Raw genomic sequence first — 17,056 nt, forward strand, 5'->3', positions numbered from 1 at the left:
CGGGCTTCTCAATGATCATTGTCCGCTCAGCCCCAGTGCGGGGGTTTCTGTTCCTTGAGCCACTGCTCATGGTCGTAGTTGGAGTCATCGCCCCACCGCCGGGGATCATCCTCAGCGGCCTTGGTGGGCAGAATCCCGCTCGGGCCGGTCTTGGCTGCCGGGGACTTCGGTTCCCCGGCCGCTTCCGTAGGACCAACGGTGTTCTCGCCGGTTTCCTCAGTAGCGCGGTCCTCGCCGCCTGTTTCCTGATCCATCAGTGGTGCTTCTTTCGAATTCTCAGCTTCTTGAACGTCGTGTTGAGGTTCTTCACCCTCAGCATGCTCAACGGAATCTCCGGCCAACAAAGGCTGGTCAGTTACCGAGGTCAATTCTTCCCCAGGGGCGTGAAGGAAACCACTGTGGGTAGAGGCAGACTGTGCAAGGTGATTCTCAAGGCCCAAGTAGGAGCCTATCCTGTCCGCGCAGGACGAAGGATCGGTGAAGACCTCGATCGTCCAGAGCGACATATAGCGCCATCCCATGCGCTCCAACAGTTGCGGCCGCAGGCGGCTCCGTTCACGGACGCTCATCCGCCGGTAGCGTTCAGTACCATCGGATTCGATGGCAACGGGGGTGGGGATTTCAGCACCCTCCCGGCCAATGGTGTGGACGGGGTCCGCAGCCGCCGCTATATCCAGCACGCCGTCGTAGAGATGCCATACCCTGGCTCCGCGGGCGCGCAAACGGTCGCCCAGATCGGCCACCAACGGATCTTCACCTAAAGCCTGCTCACTGGCGACAGCGCGGGAGGCGGGCGTTCCGAGGTTGCTGTTGCCGGAGAGCTCCCGGTCCAGGAGTTCGTAGAAGTCCACAGCACCATGGGCCAGGCGATCAAGGTCGAGATCCTCGGGCCGGAAGCACGTCAGGACGTGCATGGAGCGCCGGGCACGTGTCATTGCCAGGGCGAAACGGTTACGCCCGCCCTCGGCGGACAACGGACCGAAGGAATGGAGCGCACGGCCATGCGGTGTGCGGCCATAGCCCAGTGAGAAGATCACATGGTCGCGTACAAGGCCCTGTGCGCGCTCAAGGTCCACCACACGGAAAGACTCGGGGCCGGCTCCGAAGAAGCTGGACAGCAGGGGGTGGTTGGGCAATTGCAGCCTGATGGCTTCGCCAATCCTGGCAGCATGGCGCAGGCTCGCCGTCACCACGGCGAGTGATGTACGGGGCCGGAGCCTTGCGTGTTCGAACACAAGATCCACAACGCGGTTGACCTCCGCGGTGACGGACTCAACGCCCTCATGGTCCGCCCCGGGCAGCCCGGTGCCGTCCGGTATGTACTCTACGTGGATCGAACGGTCCAAGCCGGTGACCGAGTTGCCGTCGGGCAAACGACGCAGGCCACCGTCGTAGTAGTTTTTGCTCAACTGGAGGATCAGGTCCTCGTCCACCGCACGGTAGACCCAGTTCAGCTGCCAGGTGGGAAGGACCCTGGCCAATGCCTTGAAGGCACTGTCCACATTCTCGTGGCTGGCTACCCCGGCCACAGGCGGCTCCACGGCGACGCTGAACGTGCGCGCATGGGCAATTTTCGCGTCACCGAAGGCAACTACCTGACGTGCCCGGGCGATGGCCGGGAGAACAGCCTGCAATGAAGTGGATTCGGCGTCGATGATCACCACGGCATCGAATTTTTGCTCGGCCGGGAGCACCCCGGTGAGCAAGTAAGGACTGACGGACCATACCGGCACCAGCAGGGGTACCAGGTCAGGGGCCTGGGCGCTCAGGGCGGGCAGCGTCACCCGGCCATCCTTCAACAGGGCGCGGAGTAGCTCCGCCTGCCTGGGATGTTCAAGGAGACTCTGACGCCATTTCTGGGCCAGCTGCCAACGGAGGCGAGCGGCGCCACTGGCAATGTGGGCTTGGTCCGCAAGGCGGTATTCAGCTTCGAGGCGGCGCAGTGAATCGCCGTCGGACATGGCGAGGTAATCATCACCGCTGATCATCGCCTCCAGCGCGGACTGCCACCAAGCCAGATCCAGTTCGGCGGCTACAGAAGACGCCGGGACTTCCCGGGCAGCAAGATCCGCCAGCAGTTCACCGAGCCCGTGCTCGCGCATTTCCTCGATAAGGAGTGTCCGCTCAGGAAGCGTCTCCAACGTGGCTGTGTCTGCAACGAGCCGCTCCAACCGTTCCATGAGTGGGGCATACCGCGTCCCGTGCAGGGCTCCGCCATCGGAGGTGTGCTTGAGCGCATCACCCAGGCGGCCCAGCTCGCCATCGAGTTCCCGGTAGAGTGCACCGAGATCGGCAAGGCCGGAGGGAACAGCCGGGTGCCGCTGGGTTGTTGCATACCCTGCCCACAGAGCACGCTGCTCCTGGACCAGCACCAAGGAGCTGTGAAGGTCCGCAATGTGAACACCGGGCCGCACGTATTCCTTAGCCACCCGACGCAGGCGGGAGCGCTGCATGGAGGGCATCTCAAGGTTGCGCTCACGGCGCCATGCAGAGGTGGCAGTGGCGGAGATGAGATCGTGCACCGGCCGGTCAAAGATATCCGGGGTGAACTTATCCAGGCTCTCGCGTACGGCAATGAGCAGTTCAAGCTGAGCGCCCCATTCGGTGAAAGTTTCACCCAGGCGGATCTCGGCGTGATCGGAAAGCTGCTTCATGCGATCCCGCAGGACCGGGAGTTTCTCCTCGGCCGAGCGGGCAAGCTGCTGTGCTTCCTCGGTCTCCTTGCGGGTCACCAAACGAGCGCCATACCAGGGGCTCGAAGTGGAGGACCGGCTGAAGCTGCCAAGCTCGGCAGCCCGATGCAATCGGCCAGCGAGCTCTTCACGGTCCTTGATATTGTCCAGGACGCTTCGCTTCAAGCGCACCGTAGTGGAGGGTGCAGGGTGAATTGAGGTCAATTCGGCAAGTGACTGCATTGCCTGGTACGGCGAGCAACCCCACCGCTCACGGACGTTATGCAGGGAGGCTACGTGGTCCATCAGCGCATGACGGTGGCTGGTAAGTGTCTGGTGAAGGTTGCCCAGCTGTGGCTCAAGCGCTTTCTCATTGCGCATGATGGCTCTGACCAGCTGGCCCTTGAGTTGCTGAGGAGTGGTTCCATTACCGGGCCGGAAGAGCATCGACTCCAGGCCCAGGGATTCAAGGTGGCCGGAAAGTCCTGCAAGGCTGGTCTGCCTGTCCCCCACCACCAGAACGGACTTGCCTTCGCTGACCAACGCACCTATTGCGTTGATTGCTGTTTGCGTTTGGCCGCTTCCTGGCGGGGTGCTGACAACAAGTGAGTCCCCGGCACGAACGGCATCAACTACATACTGCTGATCCGTATCAGCATCGAGCAGGAGAAGCTCATCGGCCGGATCCCGAAGGTCCAGGCTTGGGAACCGGCCTGCCTTGATCGGCTCTGGTTCAATGTCTCCGCCGTTGGCGGCAGTCGAGAGTGTTGCAACCGTGGGGTTGTTCATGTTGATCCATGGATCATCCAGGTTGCCGGAGAGATCAGCCAGCGTAGTGACCAGCAGGTTAAACTCCACCTCTGCGCCATGAATCGGCTGAATCAGCGTGGATAACCGATCCAGGACAGGCTGGGGATCAAGCCGGGCAGTGTTGTAGGCCATGCGCGCTACAGCGTTAACATCAAAGACGATGCCATGAACTGTCTTCAGATGGCGCACAAGGGCAGGGTTCATTCGCGCCTGCTCGGTGAGCTGAAGCTCAAAGTCGTCCTCGCCCGGCCTGACCGTGAGGACAATGGAAGTAAGCATCACGGGGGCAGAAACGCGTTGGGGCTTACCGCCAACGGCAGAGGTCCACACGACGGTCCCGGCGGACAAGTACCCGGCCTCGATGCCGCGGTCGTTGCTGAGCTCGAAGATCTTGGACCGGATGTTGCGGGCCGCCCTGGCTGCTACCAGGTACTGTTGACGATCCCTGATGAGCGTGGAAAGCCGTGTTCGTCGGCCTGCAAGCAACTGCGCCAGCCCGGACGGGTGGGCGTTGCTGAGATCGATGGCGCCTTCAGGCGTCTTGACGAAGCGCAGCATGGTGTCGGCCCCGGTGACGGGTTTGAGACCAGACAGCCATTTGCGGAGCTCTTCGGAGCCCTCTTCCTGGCCTTGACCTACTGACACGACTTCTGCCTTCTTTTCTGTACTAGCTTTAGACGCCTTGGACCATACCGGCATACTTTCGAGGGTAGCGGGAATCCGCGGACAGCTCGCTCCGCAACGCTGTTCCACTGCGAAATTCGCCGTCATTTCACAGCCGAGGGCAAAGAGTGGGGCAAAGAAGCATCCCGGCTTCAAACAAAGTGGCCGGCCTCCCAGAGGAAGCCGGCCACTCAATGTGCTATTCCCACTCGATGGTTCCCGGTGGCTTGCTGGTGACGTCCAGCACCACGCGGTTGACTCCATCCACCTCGTTGGTAATTCTGTTGGAGATCCGGGCAAGCAGGTCATACGGCAACCGTGACCAGTCTGCCGTCATGGCGTCCTCGGAAGACACCGGACGCAACACAATCGGGTGACCGTAGGTGCGGCCATCGCCCTGGACACCAACGCTGCGAACATCAGCCAGGAGAACTACCGGCATCTGCCAGACGTCGTTATCCAAGCCTGCGGCCGTGAGTTCCGCACGTGCAATGGCATCAGCCTTACGCAGCAGATCCAGGCGCTCCTTGGTCACTTCACCCACAATGCGGATTCCCAAGCCGGGGCCCGGGAACGGCTGGCGGCCGACGATCTCCTGCGGCAGGCCAAGCTGTGCACCCACAGCGCGGACTTCGTCCTTGAACAGGGCACGCAGCGGCTCAACGAGCTCGAACTGAAGATCTTCGGGGAGTCCGCCCACGTTGTGGTGGCTCTTGATGTTTGCAGCACCCTCGCCGCCGCCTGATTCCACGACGTCCGGGTAAAGCGTTCCTTGGACGAGGAACTTGATCTTTTCACCCTCGGCAGCGGCCTGGGCAATGATGGCCCGTTCCGCTTCTTCGAAGGCACGAATGAACTCGCGGCCAATGATCTTGCGCTTGGTCTCAGGATCGCTGACGCCTGCCAATGCCGACTGGAAGCGTTCCTGCTCGTTGGCAACGTAAAGGTTGACGCCGGTGGCGGCCACGAAGTCGCGTTCAACCTGCTCGGCTTCGCCTTCACGCAGAAGGCCATGGTCAACGAAGACACACGTCAGCTGGTCACCAACAGCGCGCTGGACCAGAGCAGCGGCTACGGCGGAATCGACGCCGCCGGAAAGGCCACAGATAACCTTGGAGTCCCCGATCTGCTGGCGGATCCGGTCCACCTGCTCTTCGAGGATGTTGCCCGTTGTCCAGTTGGGGCTCAAGCCCGCGCCCTTGAACAGGAAGTTTTCCAGGACGTGCTGTCCAAGAACGGAGTGCTTCACTTCCGGGTGCCACTGCACACCGTAGAGGCGCTTCTCATCATTGGCGAAGGCAGCCACCGGAGCTCCGGCCGTAGTTGCCAGCACCTCGAAGCCCTCCGGAGCCTCATGAACGGAGTCTCCGTGGCTCATCCATGTGTTCTGGGAGGACGGGACGCCGTCGAGGATGGAGCGTGCATCACCCACAAGAAGGGCTTCGGTAGCTCCGTATTCCCGCAAACCAGTCTGGGCCACCTTGCCGCCCAAGGCATTTGCCATGGCCTGGAATCCGTAGCAGATGCCGAATACCGGAACGCCGGCCTCGAAGAGGTCGGCACCCACGAAGGGCGCGCCCTCCGCGTAAACACTGGAGGGCCCTCCGGAGAGAATGATGGCTGCCGGGTTCTTGGCCAGAAGCTGCTCGGTGGTGAAGGTATGCGGAACAATTTCCGAATACACATTCGCTTCGCGGACGCGGCGGGCAATCAGCTGCGCGTACTGGGCACCGTAGTCAACAACCAGCACCGGCTTCTGGGAAGTTTGGGGTGCGGTGGGAGTAGTCACCAGACAAGACTACTTTGCCGAGCCGTCCCGGTGCACGTTGGCAGAGGCGTCAGAGGACCAAAACGGCCCCGCCGTTAGGCATCTCACACCGGGACGCCGTGAGGTGCTAGTAGCGCTTGGACGCCTGCGGATTGGCTGCGAGTTCCGCTTCAACCTGCGCGTGGAATTTCTTCTCCACGATGAAGGACAGCAAGGGGATGACTCCACCAAGTGCCAAAAGGATCATTTTGGAGAACGGCCAGCGCATGAGCGACCACAAGCGGAAGTTGGAGACCAGGTAAACCACGTACATCCAACCGTGCACAATCAGAATCGAGGTGGAGATGTTGAATCCGCCAATGACGCCCTTGGGTTCGGATTCAGCGAAACCGAAGCCAAACGGCTGGCCCGTCACTGCGTTCGTGCCGCCCGCGAAGAGCGAGACGCCAAAGCCGTAACGGGCAATCAATTCAGCGCACAGCAAGAGAAGCATGGCACCCGTGAGGTACGCCATGACCTTGTAGAACTTCAACGCCGAACGAATTTGCGCTTCCGTACCGCCGAAGCGCCGCTTCCTGGGCTTGGGTCCGGACTGTTCGGGCTGGATAGCCGGTTTTGGCTCAATCATTGCTGCACCTTTTGTTCTGGCTCTGGGTTTGTAGGTTCTGTAGTTGCCTCGGGGTGGCCTGCCTGGTCCAAGTCGTCATCGGCGAATTCGTCGTCGAATTCGTCCTCTTCCAAGTCCCGCCGGTAGTCGTCCTTCACCAGGCGCCACCAGATGAAGATCGAGAACCCGGCAAAGACAACCCATTCCACCGCATAGAAGAGGTTCAGCCAGTTGACCTGCTCTGCAGGAGGCTGGGGAGGAATGTTCAGTGCCTTAACGTCATCTCCGAGGGGAATTTGCGCGCCTCCAGCCACCTCCGTGGTAGCTGCGATAAAGCCCTGGTAGCTGGAAACTTCCCATTTATTGATGAGTTCCGCCGTTGAGACTGCGGACGCGCGGTCCGGGCCGGCGTCGACGTTTGGAAGCGGCGCTTCGGACGGGATGAGGCGGCCCGTCACGGTGATGGTTCCCGACGGCGGCGGGCCGGCTTGGGCGGCATCCGCCACCCACCCGCGGGCTACCGGAATCCACGTCTTGGGTGAGGCACCAGCGCCCTTGAGCGTGGGGGCGTCATTGACGGCAAAGGCGGAGACGATCCAGAAGCCCTTTTGGTTGTTGTAGAGGCGGCCTTCAACCAGGACCTGCTTGCTGGGATCGTAGGCACCCGTGGCCGTGACCATCTGGTCCGAAACCGAGCCGGGAAAGAACTGGCCCGGTTGGAGGACGTCCACCAGGGGTTTCACTTCTTCGATGCTGGACGGTGCCGGGGGCTCATGCTGGGCGGACCGGCTGAGCTGCCATTGGCTGAGCAGCACAAACACCCCGGACAACAGAAGCGCAAAGATCAGTCCTGCGATCCAGCGGGGTTTCAACGCGGTTTTCAACACCCCTTAACCGTACTTCGTCCGGCTGTAGAACAACGAAACGCCCTAGTGGTCGAAGAACACCAGGCTGGAGTTGATGAGCTCGGAGATGACTTCGGGGTCATGCGCCCGCCGGAGGGACTCGCGGAAGGACTCCTTGGACAGGGAGCGGGCCAGCGTGGCCAGAACCTCGAGGTGGTCGGAGAAGGAACTGGCAGGCGTGGCGATCAGGAGGATCAGGGTTGCCGGACCGTCGGTGGCTCCGAAGTCCAAGGCATGGCCAAATTTGGTTACCCCTACGGCTATGGAGATCCTGTCCACGAATTCGCTGCGGGCATGCGGCAGACCGATGCCGCCCGGAAGGCCGGTGGCAAGCTGGTGCTCCCGTGAATGCACTTGCTCCAGGAAGCCCTCAAGGTTGGTAATCCTGCCGGCTGCATAGAGCCTGTGAGCCAGTTGCGCCGCGGCATCGATCTTGTCTTGGGCAACAAGTTCAAGAATGACCGTATCCGGGGTTGTCAGTTCCGCATCGTACCGGTCAAGTGGTTCAGCCAAGTTGTGTTCCCTCCGTGTGGCCTGCAGGCCTCAATTCCTTGAGCTGGTCAGCGGAGGGGAACGATGTCATCCACTCCCATGCGCGCAGCATCGGCCGATTCGTCGTCGGGTTGCTGCTGACTAAGCCGTTCAGCTTCCACTCGCGCCAGGTAGTGCTTGATTTCGCTTTCGCGCTGAGTCTCGCTCCAGCCAAGGATTTCTCCCATCAGCTTAGCTACTACGGGCGCGGCAGACACACCCCGGTCCCATGCTTCGATGGAGATGCGGGTGCGGCGGGTCAAGACGTCGTCAACGTGCCGTGCGCCCTCATGGGTTGCTGCATAGACGACTTCGGCAGCCAAGTAGTCATCCGCACCGGGAAGAGGCTCCCCCAATTCGGGTCGGGCGGCGATGATTTCCAGAACTTCGGGGGTCATGGAGCCAAAACGGTTGAGCAGGTGCTCCACCCGCGCCACATGCACTCCCGCCTGTTCCGCCAACCTGCCGCGCCGGTTCCATGCGGCTTTGAATCCCTCGGCGCCGAGCAGCGGAATGGTTTCGGTGCAGCTGGATGGAACACGTTCATCCATGGCCCTTGTTGCCTCGTCCACGGCATCTTTGGCCATGACCCGGTAGGTTGTGTATTTCCCCCCGGCTACCACCACGAGTCCGGGCACTGGATGCGCCACTACGTGCTCGCGGGACAACTTGGCGGTGGAGTCATTGTCCCCGGCCAGCAACGGGCGGAGGCCTGCGTAAACGCCTTCCACGTCCTCACGGGTCAGCGGGCGCTTGAGGACCTTGTTGACATGTTCCAGCACATAATCGATGTCCTTGCTGGAAGCTGCCGGGTGGGCTTTGTCCAGCGTCCAATCCGTATCAGTAGTGCCGATAATCCAGTGCCGACCCCAAGGGATCACAAAGAGCACTGATTTCTCCGTGCGAAGAATCAGCCCGACGGTGGACTGGAACCGGTCGCGCGGCACCACAAGGTGGATTCCCTTGGACGCGCGGACCTTGAGCTGGCCACGGTCGGTCACCATAGCCTGCGTTTCGTCAGTCCAGACGCCAGTGGCGTTGACCACTTGCTTGGCCCGTATCTCGAAGACGCTACCGTCCTCCTGGTTTTCCACCTTGGCCCCAACAACGCGTTCCCCTTCACGGAGGAAGTCCACCACACGTACGCGATTCGCTGCGTGGGCTCCATAGTGTGCCGCGGTCCTTACGACGTTGACCACCAGACGCGCATCGTCTACCTGCGCGTCGTAATAGCGGATGGAACCTACGAAGGCATCTTCCTTGAGGCTGGGAGCCGCGCGGAGGGTTCCACGCCGGAACAGGTGCTTATGCATGGGGACGCCCCGGCTGTTGCCGGACGTCAAACCCAGAGTGTCATAGAGCATAATCCCAGCACCCACATACGGGCGCTCCCAGATACGGCGGGTCAGTGGGTACAGAAAAGGTACTGGGCGCACCAGGTGCGGTGCGATGCGCTGTATCAGCAGCCCCCGCTCTTGGAGCGCTTCCTGGACGAGGCCAAAATCCAGCATCTCCAAATACCGCAGTCCGCCGTGAATGAGCTTTGAGGATCGGGACGACGTACCGGACGACCAGTCCCTTGCCTCCACGATGCCTACGGTGAGGCCACGCGTCACGGCATCCAAAGCCGCACCGGCGCCCACCACACCGCCCCCGACAATCAGGATGTCGAGCTCTTTGCCCGCCTGGGCGGTGGACTTCAAAACTTCGATTGATGCGGCGCGGGATTCCGGGCTTAGTGCTCCCGGTGAATTCACCTGTGGACCGCCTGCGACATTGCTCATCGGACCCCTCCTCAAACGCAACAGCTTGGTAGTCCCCTACCCTACTTGCTGCTCGCCGCCTTGGGCAGGGGCTCCCGGAGGCTTAGCCGAGATACGGCGAGACGACGACGTCCACCCGCTGGAACTCTTTCAGGTCCGAGTAGCCGGTGGTCGCCATCGAGCGGCGCAGGGCGCCAATCAGGTTGGACGTTCCATCGGTATGGTGGCCTGGTCCGAACAGGACCTCCTCAAGCGGGCCCACGGTGCCCACGTTGACGCGGTCACCACGCGGAGACTCGAGGTGGTGGGCTTCCGGACCCCAGTGCCAGCCACGGCCAGGGGCCTCTTCGGCGCGGGCAAGGGCGCTTCCGAGCATTACGGCATCCGCACCCATGGCGATTGCTTTGACGATGTCGCCGGAGCTGCCCATGCCGCCGTCGGCAATGACGTGGACGTACCGTCCGCCGGACTCGTCCATGTAGTCGCGGCGGGCGGCAGCGACGTCGGAGATAGCGGAAGCCATGGGTGAATGTATACCCAACGCACGGCGGGTGGTGCTTGTGGCGCCGCCTCCAAATCCGACCAGGACGCCGGCAGCACCTGTTCGCATCAAGTGAAGGGCAGGGGTATATCCGGCTGCACCGCCAACGATGACGGGAACATCAAGTTCGTAGATGAACTGCTTGAGGTTGAGCGGTTCGTGGTTCTTGGAGACATGCTCGGCTGAGACGGTGGTGCCACGAATAACAAAGATGTCGACGCCGGCAGCCACCACAGTCTTGTAGTGCTCCTGGGTGCGCTGCGGCGTGAGGGAACCGGCTACAGTCACGCCCGCGGCGCGGATCTCAGCCAGGCGGGAGCTGATGAGTTCCGGCTGCACGGGAGCCTGGTACAAGTCCTGCATGCGCCGGGTGACGGCTGGGCTACTGGTCTCGTCCGCCAGGGCGGCGATCTCGTCGAGCACCTTCTGCGGGTCTTCGTAGCGGGTCCACAGTCCTTCAAGGTCCAGGACACCCAGCCCGCCCAAGCGCCCCAAGGCGATGGCGGACTCAGGTGACATCACCGAGTCCATGGGCGCGGCGATGACGGGCATGTCGAACTTGTAGGCGTCGATCTGCCACGAAACCGAGACGTCCTTCGGATCACGCGTCCGTCGGTTGGGAACGATCGCGATGTCATCCAGGGAGTAGGCACGACGCCCACGCTTGCCACGGCCAATCTCAATCTCATAAGTCACGGCTCTTACTTTACTGGACCCCTCCCGGAACCCCGATTCGAGGAATCAAGTGTGTCCCCGGCAACGGGAGCATCCCCGCGCGTGCCGGGCAGCTTTCCACATGGGCAGGGCTGCCCATGGCAGAGGCCCGGACGCATCCGATAGCCTGCGAAACCATACGCACATCTTGCAAGGGGGAACCATGGCGCCTGGGTTATACGGAGCCGACATTGAACAGCTCAACTCGCTATCCCAACAAATGGGACAAGCGGGAAGCCGGCTCCAGAACCAGGAACTCCAGGTCAATGGCCTGATCTCGGGCGTTGCGTGGAAGGGAGCCGACGGCGAGCGCTTTCGCCGCGAATGGAGCAGCACCCTGCGGCCTATGTTGCACAGGGCCTCCCGTTCCTTGGATGACGCCTCCAGAATGCTGCGCGCCCAGGCTGATGAACAGCAAAAGGCCAGCACCCAGGGCGGGTCCTCCAGCGGAGGGTCTACGGAGGCCAACAGCCCGCAGGCTCCCGGCGGCACTGTCAACGACGACACCGCGACCACTGGGTGGGAGGGGCTGTTGGGCGTCACCGGCAGCCAGGGTTGGTGGGCCGGCAACGCCCTCGTCACCGCCAGCGGTTTGGCGACGGACTCAATTCTTACCCAGATGGCCAAGGGCGGGTTGGTCACGGAACTGACCCGGTGGCCCTGGCTCAGTGCCCAGTACGGCCAGGCGGCAGGCGCCGGGTATGTCAGGGGCACCCAACTGCTCAACGGCAGTTCAATGCTCGGGCGGTTGTCGGGGGCCTTGGGCTTTGTCACGGGCGGAATTCAGGTCTACCAGGGTATCCAGACGGGTCATCCCGGAATGGCGGTGGACGGCGGAATCTCCGCCGCGTTGGCCGTGGGTAGCTTTTTTCCGGTGGTTGGCCCTGCCTGCGCCATCGCTGGCATCGCCTGGGGTGGCTTAGGCCTCCTGGCGACGAACATGGGCTACGACTCCGCGTCCTCCATGATCGCTGATGGCGCAGAACATGTCTGGGAAGGAGCACAGGACGCCGCCGGAGCAATAGCCGACGGCGCAAAGAAGGTCTGGGGATGGCTTACATGATCGCGCCACTTCCTACACTGGACAGAGCAACCCATAACAGAAGGCAGAAATGACCACGCAGACAGAAGAAACCCAGGCATTGCTCATCACCGAACACGAGCTCATCGCCCTCATTGCGCTGGCCGGCACCGACGGCGCACTGAAATGCCAGACCCTCTTCCGCCTCGATCACGCCGCCGGGTCGCCGCTGGAACAGGCCGGTGTTGCCACGCTGTTGGAACGTGGGTTGATGAAGATCGAAAACGACGCACTCCTGCCGGTTGGGCCGGCCGCCACCGTTACGGCTGTCCTGGCGGATGCCACGGCATGGCTGGAAACAGCCCTGGTCACCCCGGCCTCGGAACACGTTTCCTTCATGTTCGGCGCCGAGCAGGGTGCCCTGTTGCTCAATCTGAGCAAGTACGGCGTTCACGAGCTGCACCCCATTACGGGCTCCGAAGGTATGGTCACCACCGCAGTGCAGATGGCTGACTATTACCTGAATCAGGCGCCGGACGGCTTTCCCGCGGCCGCAACTACCCGACGGCACTTCAACGACGGAACCTCCCGAGCGGTGCACGTCAAAGCTGAGGCCGACGGTTCCCTGTCAATCGCTGCGGGCGAAGGCGAAAATCTCGACTCTACGGCCCTAACGCGTGATCAACTCGACGCACGGGTCCGCGCAGGCTTGGAGCGATAGCCCCGGTGAGCTACCAGTCAGGTCCTGCACCGCTTTACCACTCAGACCGTTCCCTTGACTATTGGCTTTCCCCGGAGCTCTCGGCCATCACCCCGACGAATGCGCGTTCCCGCCTGCGTGAGCTCGCCAGCGCCCGAGGAGCTTACATGGGCGCGTGGGCTGCGGGAATCGGAGTGGGCGGGTTCCTTGTCCTCCTGGGTGTAGTCCTAGCTGTTCGGCTCGGCACCCCGGTAACGCTGGCTGCCCTCGGCATTCCCGGCGCAGCCCTCGCCGTCCTGTGCGGAATCTACTTCGCGCGGGTTAGGAACCGGTTGCCACGGACAGACCGGGCGCTGGTCAATCGTGGTCCTGGAAACCTGCGCGGTGCATTCTCTTTTGTGGCGTTCGTCCTGCTCGTCTTCACGGGACTGTTTGCTTTCACGGCCAAACCGTCCACCTGGCAGGATCCTGCCGCGCTGCTAACGCTGGTTACGGTTCTTGCCTTCATGGTGTCGCTCCTGGTGGTTGGGATCATCGTCCCGGCCACCATCGCGGGCCGTTCGAGGGAGTCGCTTCGCCGCAAGGCTGCAACTGATCCCCACTTCCGGGCGCTTCTGGAGCAGGACCTCGCCACGTGGCGTGATCCCTACGGCAACGCAGGATACGGCCCGCTCTAAGCCTCAGGGTGTGTTCTGAGTGCTCTCATCCACGGAGAGCTGGGATTCGAACATCCGGAAATAGCGGCCCCGCAACGCTACGAGTTCCTTGTGTGTCCCTTGCTCAGCAACGCGCCCGTCCTCCAGCATGTACACGATGTCCGCCTTCTCGATGGTGGCCAAGCGGTGGCTGATGGCAATGATGGTGCTGCTCCGGTCCGCGAAGAGCCTGGTGAAGATGCGGTGCTCCGCCAGGGCATCAATGGCAGATGTGGGCTCGTCCATGACCATGAACGAGGCATCCCGGTAGAAATTACGGGCCATCGCCAGCCTCTGCCATTGGCCACCTGAAAGCCCGCTTCCCTTCCGTCCCCTGGGGTCCTCCATCCAGTTACTGACGTGGTTCTCCAGACCGTTGGGCAACTTGTTGATGAACTCCATGGCTTCGGCGTCCGAGGCCGCCCGCCGGATGCGGGTATCGTCACGGGGCTGGTCAACATCTCCCAGGTAGATGTTCTCCGCAGCGGTAGCGAATTCGTATTTCAGGAACTCCTGGCTCAAAACCGCGAGGTGCCGGTGCCAGCTGGTGACGTCAATCGTGGTGAGGTCCACGCCGTCCAGAAGGACCTGGCCGGAATCGGGCCGGTATAAACCAGCCAGGATGCGGATCAGCGTGGACTTGCCGGCACCGTTCTCCCCCACAATGGCGATGTGCTGGCCGGCCTTGATGGTCATGGATATGCCCTTGATGACCTCAATGTCGCTCCCGGTGTAACTGAACCGGATGTCCCGCAGTTCCACCGTGGTTGGCGACTTCGGGAGCGGTTCCTCTTCTCCGCTGGGAACGGGAAGTGCCATGAAAAGCTCGTAGTCTTTGAGGTTGGCCAGGTCCTCATCAATGGAACTCAGCGACGAGACGAGGCTATTGGCCGTGGACAGGGCACGGCTCACAATCTGCTGCACGTAAAGGAACTGCCCCACCGGTTGCGCCCTCGCGATGATCTGCCCCACCACCCAGACCAAGGACACAACCTCGGCTCCGTATTGAAGGGCATCAGCGGCCAGCTGCTTGGGGATGTAGCGCTTTTGGAAATCAAGGCGCCTGCGTTCGTCAGCGTCGCGAAGCCTCGACCTCAGGTCCATGAGATACCCAACGATCCCGTAAAGCCGCATCTCTGCGATGTGCTGGGGCCGGAGGAGGTTCTGTTCGATCATGCGGCGTTGCCGCCGCGAATCCACCTGCGTATTCCAGTGCGCGATCTGCTCGCGGGACAGTTTGAACTGCAGGTAGACGCTGGGCACGATGGCAACCAGCACAATGACCGCGATCCACCAGCTGACAAGCAACAAAGCACCAATGGCCAGGACCACTGAGACGAACTGGGTGAAAATGGCTGCGATACGGTCCAGCACACGGGCGTAAGAATCGGAGAACCTTTTGGCGCGGTCGTAAAGATCCACTGTTTCTTTGTCGTCATAGCGCCAGAACTCCAACGCCAGAAAACGCTGGTACATCATGTCCCCCACGATCGCACCGACTTTGAAGCTCATCAGCTGCTGGATGTACCGGTCCACGCTGTTGAAGGCTCCCCAGAACAAGCCCAGCGCCGCCGTGATGATGACGTACAGGATGGCCCGTGGACCGGCGTCGGGGTCTCCCGCATAACCTGCTGCCAGCGCGGTGGTGGTGAGGGCCGCGAAATACGTGGTGACCAGCGGAAGGGTTGCCGAGATCAAGGACCCTGCCACCTTCATGATGACCGCACCAGGTGAGGCTTTGAAACTCACCTTGAGGACCTGCCCGACGGCGCGTGCATAAGGACGCAGGGCCAACTTGCGGGGCGGCGTCTTGCCCGGTGGGAAGGCATTTAGCCTGATCGACTCCGGGTGCCGCGGTTGCGCGGGCTTTTCTGACATGTGCCCAGCCTATTCTTCGGGACCGACAATTCTGCCGCGTCATGTTAAACAGTTGTTCCCCGTGGAAACTTCCACGGGGAACAACTGTTGATGCAGGTGATGGATCAGCGGGAACCGTAGTTGGGTGCCTCAACAGTCATCTGGATGTCATGCGGGTGGGACTCTTTGAGTCCTGCCGGGGTGATACGGACGAACTTGCCGCGTGCTTTCAGTTCCGGGATGGTGGGGGCGCCGGTGTAGAACATGGTTTGGCGGAGGCCACCAACCAGCTGGTAAGCAACCGAAGCCAGCGGACCACGGTAGGCCACACGGCCCTCGATGCCTTCCGGGATGAGCTTGTCGTCGCCGGAAACGTCCGCTTGGAAGTAGCGGTCCTTGGAATAGGAGGTGTTCTTGCCGCGGGACTGCATGGCTCCCAGCGAACCCATGCCGCGGTAGCTCTTAAACTGCTTGCCGTTGACAAAAATCAGGTCACCCGGGGATTCCTCGCAACCGGCCAGAAGCGAGCCCAGCATGACGGTGTCTGCGCCGGCAACCAGCGCTTTGCCAATGTCGCCCGAGTACTGGAGGCCGCCGTCGGCGATCAGCGGAACTCCTGCCGGGATCGCGGCCTTGGCAGATTCGTAGATAGCGGTGATCTGCGGCACGCCAACACCGGCAACAACGCGGGTGGTGCAGATGGATCCGGGACCCACGCCCACCTTGATGCCGTCAGCGCCGGCGTCGATGAGTGCCTGGGCACCTTCCCGGGTGGCAGCCTGGCCGCCGATGATGTCCACGTGCGCAGCAATGGGATCGGACTTCAGGCGGCGGATCATGTCCAGCACGCCCTGGGAGTGTCCGTTGGCTGTATCAACGAACAGTGCGTCCACGCCGGCGTCGATGAGCTTCATGGCGCGTTCCCAGCCGTCACCGAAGAAGCCGATTGCGGCACCCACGCGGAGGCGGCCTTCGTCATCCTTGGTGGCCAACGGGTACTGTTCGGCCTTGGTGAAGTCCTTGGTGGTGATCAGGCCCATCAGGCGGCCTTGCTCGTCAACCAGCGGGAGCTTCTCGATCTTGTTGGTGGCCAGCTTGTGCGAGGCTTCTTCACGGCTGATGCCCACATGACCGGTGATGAGGGGCATCTTGGTCATGGCGTCGCTGACGCTACGCAGCGGAAATTCCGATTCCGGGATGAAGCGGGTATCGCGGTTGGTGACAATGCCCAGGAGGCGTCCGTCCGTGTCCACCACGGGAAGGCCGGACACGCGGTAGCGGGAACACAGCTCGTCCAGTTCCTGCAGCGTTGCCTGCGGGCCAATGGTCAGCGGGTTGGTGATCATGCCGGATTCACTGCGCTTGACGCGGTCAACGTGCTCGGCCTGGTCATCGATGGAAAGGTTGCGGTGAACCACGCCCAAACCACCTTGGCGGGCCATGGCAATGGCCATGCGCGACTCGGTCACCGTGTCCATTGCTGCTGAAAGCAAGGGCGTCTGGACGGAGATGCGCCTGGAAATGCGTGACGAGGTGTCTGCGTCGGACGGGATGACGTCCGTGTGGCCGGGCAGCAACAGGACGTCGTCGTAGGTCAGGCCAACAAAGCCAAAGGGATCGTGTTCGGGCTGGGTCATGAGTGTGCGCCTCTTACCTGGGTTTCCGGGGGCTTAACTGGTAGGGGTTGCAACTGATGACCAGCCCGTCATTACGGGACTGGCCTGTGCATGAGGTACCTGTGCAGAAGTTGCCTGCGCAGAAGGTATTGGATAAATACTAGAACCTCCGCGCCTATCGCCATATTCCGCG

Annotated in this window: 12 protein-coding genes; 3 read left to right on the forward strand and 9 right to left on the reverse strand. The window is 61.9% G+C overall.

Annotated features, from left to right (window positions below; genetic code table 11):
- Positions 1 to 26: 26 nt before the first annotated feature.
- From ACZ5J0_RS13450 to ACZ5J0_RS13480, 7 genes are all read right to left on the reverse strand, one after another.
- Positions 27 to 4,181: an AAA family ATPase gene (locus ACZ5J0_RS13450; RefSeq protein WP_464093290.1), complete on the reverse strand. Its 4,155-nt coding sequence runs from the start codon at positions 4,179 to 4,181 to the stop codon at positions 27 to 29.
- A 163-nt stretch (positions 4,182 to 4,344) separates the two neighbouring features.
- Positions 4,345 to 5,934, reverse strand: a complete 1,590-nt coding sequence (gene guaA, locus ACZ5J0_RS13455) for a glutamine-hydrolyzing GMP synthase (protein ID WP_017200327.1) — start codon at positions 5,932 to 5,934, stop codon at positions 4,345 to 4,347.
- A gap of 106 nt (positions 5,935 to 6,040) precedes the next feature.
- Complete coding sequence (locus ACZ5J0_RS13460; RefSeq protein WP_166839992.1) at positions 6,041 to 6,541, reverse strand: DUF3817 domain-containing protein; 501 nt, start codon at positions 6,539 to 6,541, stop codon at positions 6,041 to 6,043.
- Positions 6,538 to 7,407 (reverse strand): SURF1 family protein, encoded by an 870-nt coding sequence (locus ACZ5J0_RS13465; protein WP_142938425.1) that lies wholly within the window; start codon positions 7,405 to 7,407, stop codon positions 6,538 to 6,540. The genes ACZ5J0_RS13460 and ACZ5J0_RS13465 overlap by 4 nt, the downstream gene beginning before the upstream one ends.
- Positions 7,408 to 7,449: 42 nt before the next feature.
- Positions 7,450 to 7,938, reverse strand: a complete 489-nt coding sequence (locus tag ACZ5J0_RS13470) for a PTS sugar transporter subunit IIA (protein ID WP_142938424.1) — start codon at positions 7,936 to 7,938, stop codon at positions 7,450 to 7,452.
- 47 nt (positions 7,939 to 7,985) lie between these two features.
- Positions 7,986 to 9,740: a glycerol-3-phosphate dehydrogenase/oxidase gene (locus ACZ5J0_RS13475; RefSeq protein WP_166839988.1), complete on the reverse strand. Its 1,755-nt coding sequence runs from the start codon at positions 9,738 to 9,740 to the stop codon at positions 7,986 to 7,988.
- Positions 9,741 to 9,822: 82 nt separating this feature from the next.
- A complete protein-coding gene (locus ACZ5J0_RS13480; protein ID WP_024817526.1) occupies positions 9,823 to 10,956 on the reverse strand; it encodes a GuaB3 family IMP dehydrogenase-related protein in 1,134 nt (377 codons plus the stop codon).
- A 181-nt stretch (positions 10,957 to 11,137) separates the two neighbouring features.
- On the opposite strand from ACZ5J0_RS13480, the gene ACZ5J0_RS13485 reads away from it, so the two are divergent.
- Genes ACZ5J0_RS13485 through ACZ5J0_RS13495 form a run of 3 tightly spaced genes read left to right on the forward strand, consistent with a single transcriptional unit; the run spans position 11,138 to position 13,372 of the window.
- Positions 11,138 to 12,037 (forward strand): hypothetical protein, encoded by a 900-nt coding sequence (locus tag ACZ5J0_RS13485; RefSeq protein WP_166839986.1) that lies wholly within the window; start codon positions 11,138 to 11,140, stop codon positions 12,035 to 12,037.
- Between the two features lie 49 nt (positions 12,038 to 12,086).
- Complete coding sequence (locus ACZ5J0_RS13490) at positions 12,087 to 12,716, forward strand: hypothetical protein (protein ID WP_142938421.1); 630 nt, start codon at positions 12,087 to 12,089, stop codon at positions 12,714 to 12,716.
- Between the two features lie 5 nt (positions 12,717 to 12,721).
- Positions 12,722 to 13,372 (forward strand): hypothetical protein, encoded by a 651-nt coding sequence (locus ACZ5J0_RS13495; RefSeq protein ID WP_250820155.1) that lies wholly within the window; start codon positions 12,722 to 12,724, stop codon positions 13,370 to 13,372.
- A 3-nt stretch (positions 13,373 to 13,375) separates the two neighbouring features.
- Here the strand turns inward: ACZ5J0_RS13495 and ACZ5J0_RS13500 are convergent, their stop codons facing one another.
- Positions 13,376 to 15,268 (reverse strand): ABC transporter ATP-binding protein, encoded by a 1,893-nt coding sequence (locus tag ACZ5J0_RS13500; protein ID WP_142938419.1) that lies wholly within the window; start codon positions 15,266 to 15,268, stop codon positions 13,376 to 13,378.
- A gap of 104 nt (positions 15,269 to 15,372) precedes the next feature.
- Positions 15,373 to 16,884: an IMP dehydrogenase gene (gene guaB / locus ACZ5J0_RS13505; RefSeq protein ID WP_142938418.1), complete on the reverse strand. Its 1,512-nt coding sequence runs from the start codon at positions 16,882 to 16,884 to the stop codon at positions 15,373 to 15,375.
- Between the last annotated feature and the right edge of the window lie 172 nt (positions 16,885 to 17,056).

It is taken from the genome of Arthrobacter sp. DualSoilB13 (assembly GCF_055389195.1).

Excerpts from the sequence above, each read along its gene's own strand:
- ACZ5J0_RS13475 (WP_166839988.1), bottom strand. The coding sequence starts at position 9,740 with ATGAGCAATGTCGCAGGCGGTCCACAGGTGAATTCACCGGGAGCACTA.
- ACZ5J0_RS13500 (WP_142938419.1), bottom strand. The coding sequence starts at position 15,268 with ATGTCAGAAAAGCCCGCGCAACCGCGGCACCCGGAGTCGATCAGGCTA.
- guaB (WP_142938418.1), bottom strand. The coding sequence starts at position 16,884 with ATGACCCAGCCCGAACACGATCCCTTTGGCTTTGTTGGCCTGACCTAC.
- ACZ5J0_RS13460 (WP_166839992.1), bottom strand. The coding sequence starts at position 6,541 with ATGATTGAGCCAAAACCGGCTATCCAGCCCGAACAGTCCGGACCCAAG.
- ACZ5J0_RS13485 (WP_166839986.1), top strand. The coding sequence starts at position 11,138 with ATGGCGCCTGGGTTATACGGAGCCGACATTGAACAGCTCAACTCGCTA.
- ACZ5J0_RS13450 (WP_464093290.1), bottom strand. The coding sequence starts at position 4,181 with ATGCCGGTATGGTCCAAGGCGTCTAAAGCTAGTACAGAAAAGAAGGCA.
- ACZ5J0_RS13490 (WP_142938421.1), top strand. The coding sequence starts at position 12,087 with ATGACCACGCAGACAGAAGAAACCCAGGCATTGCTCATCACCGAACAC.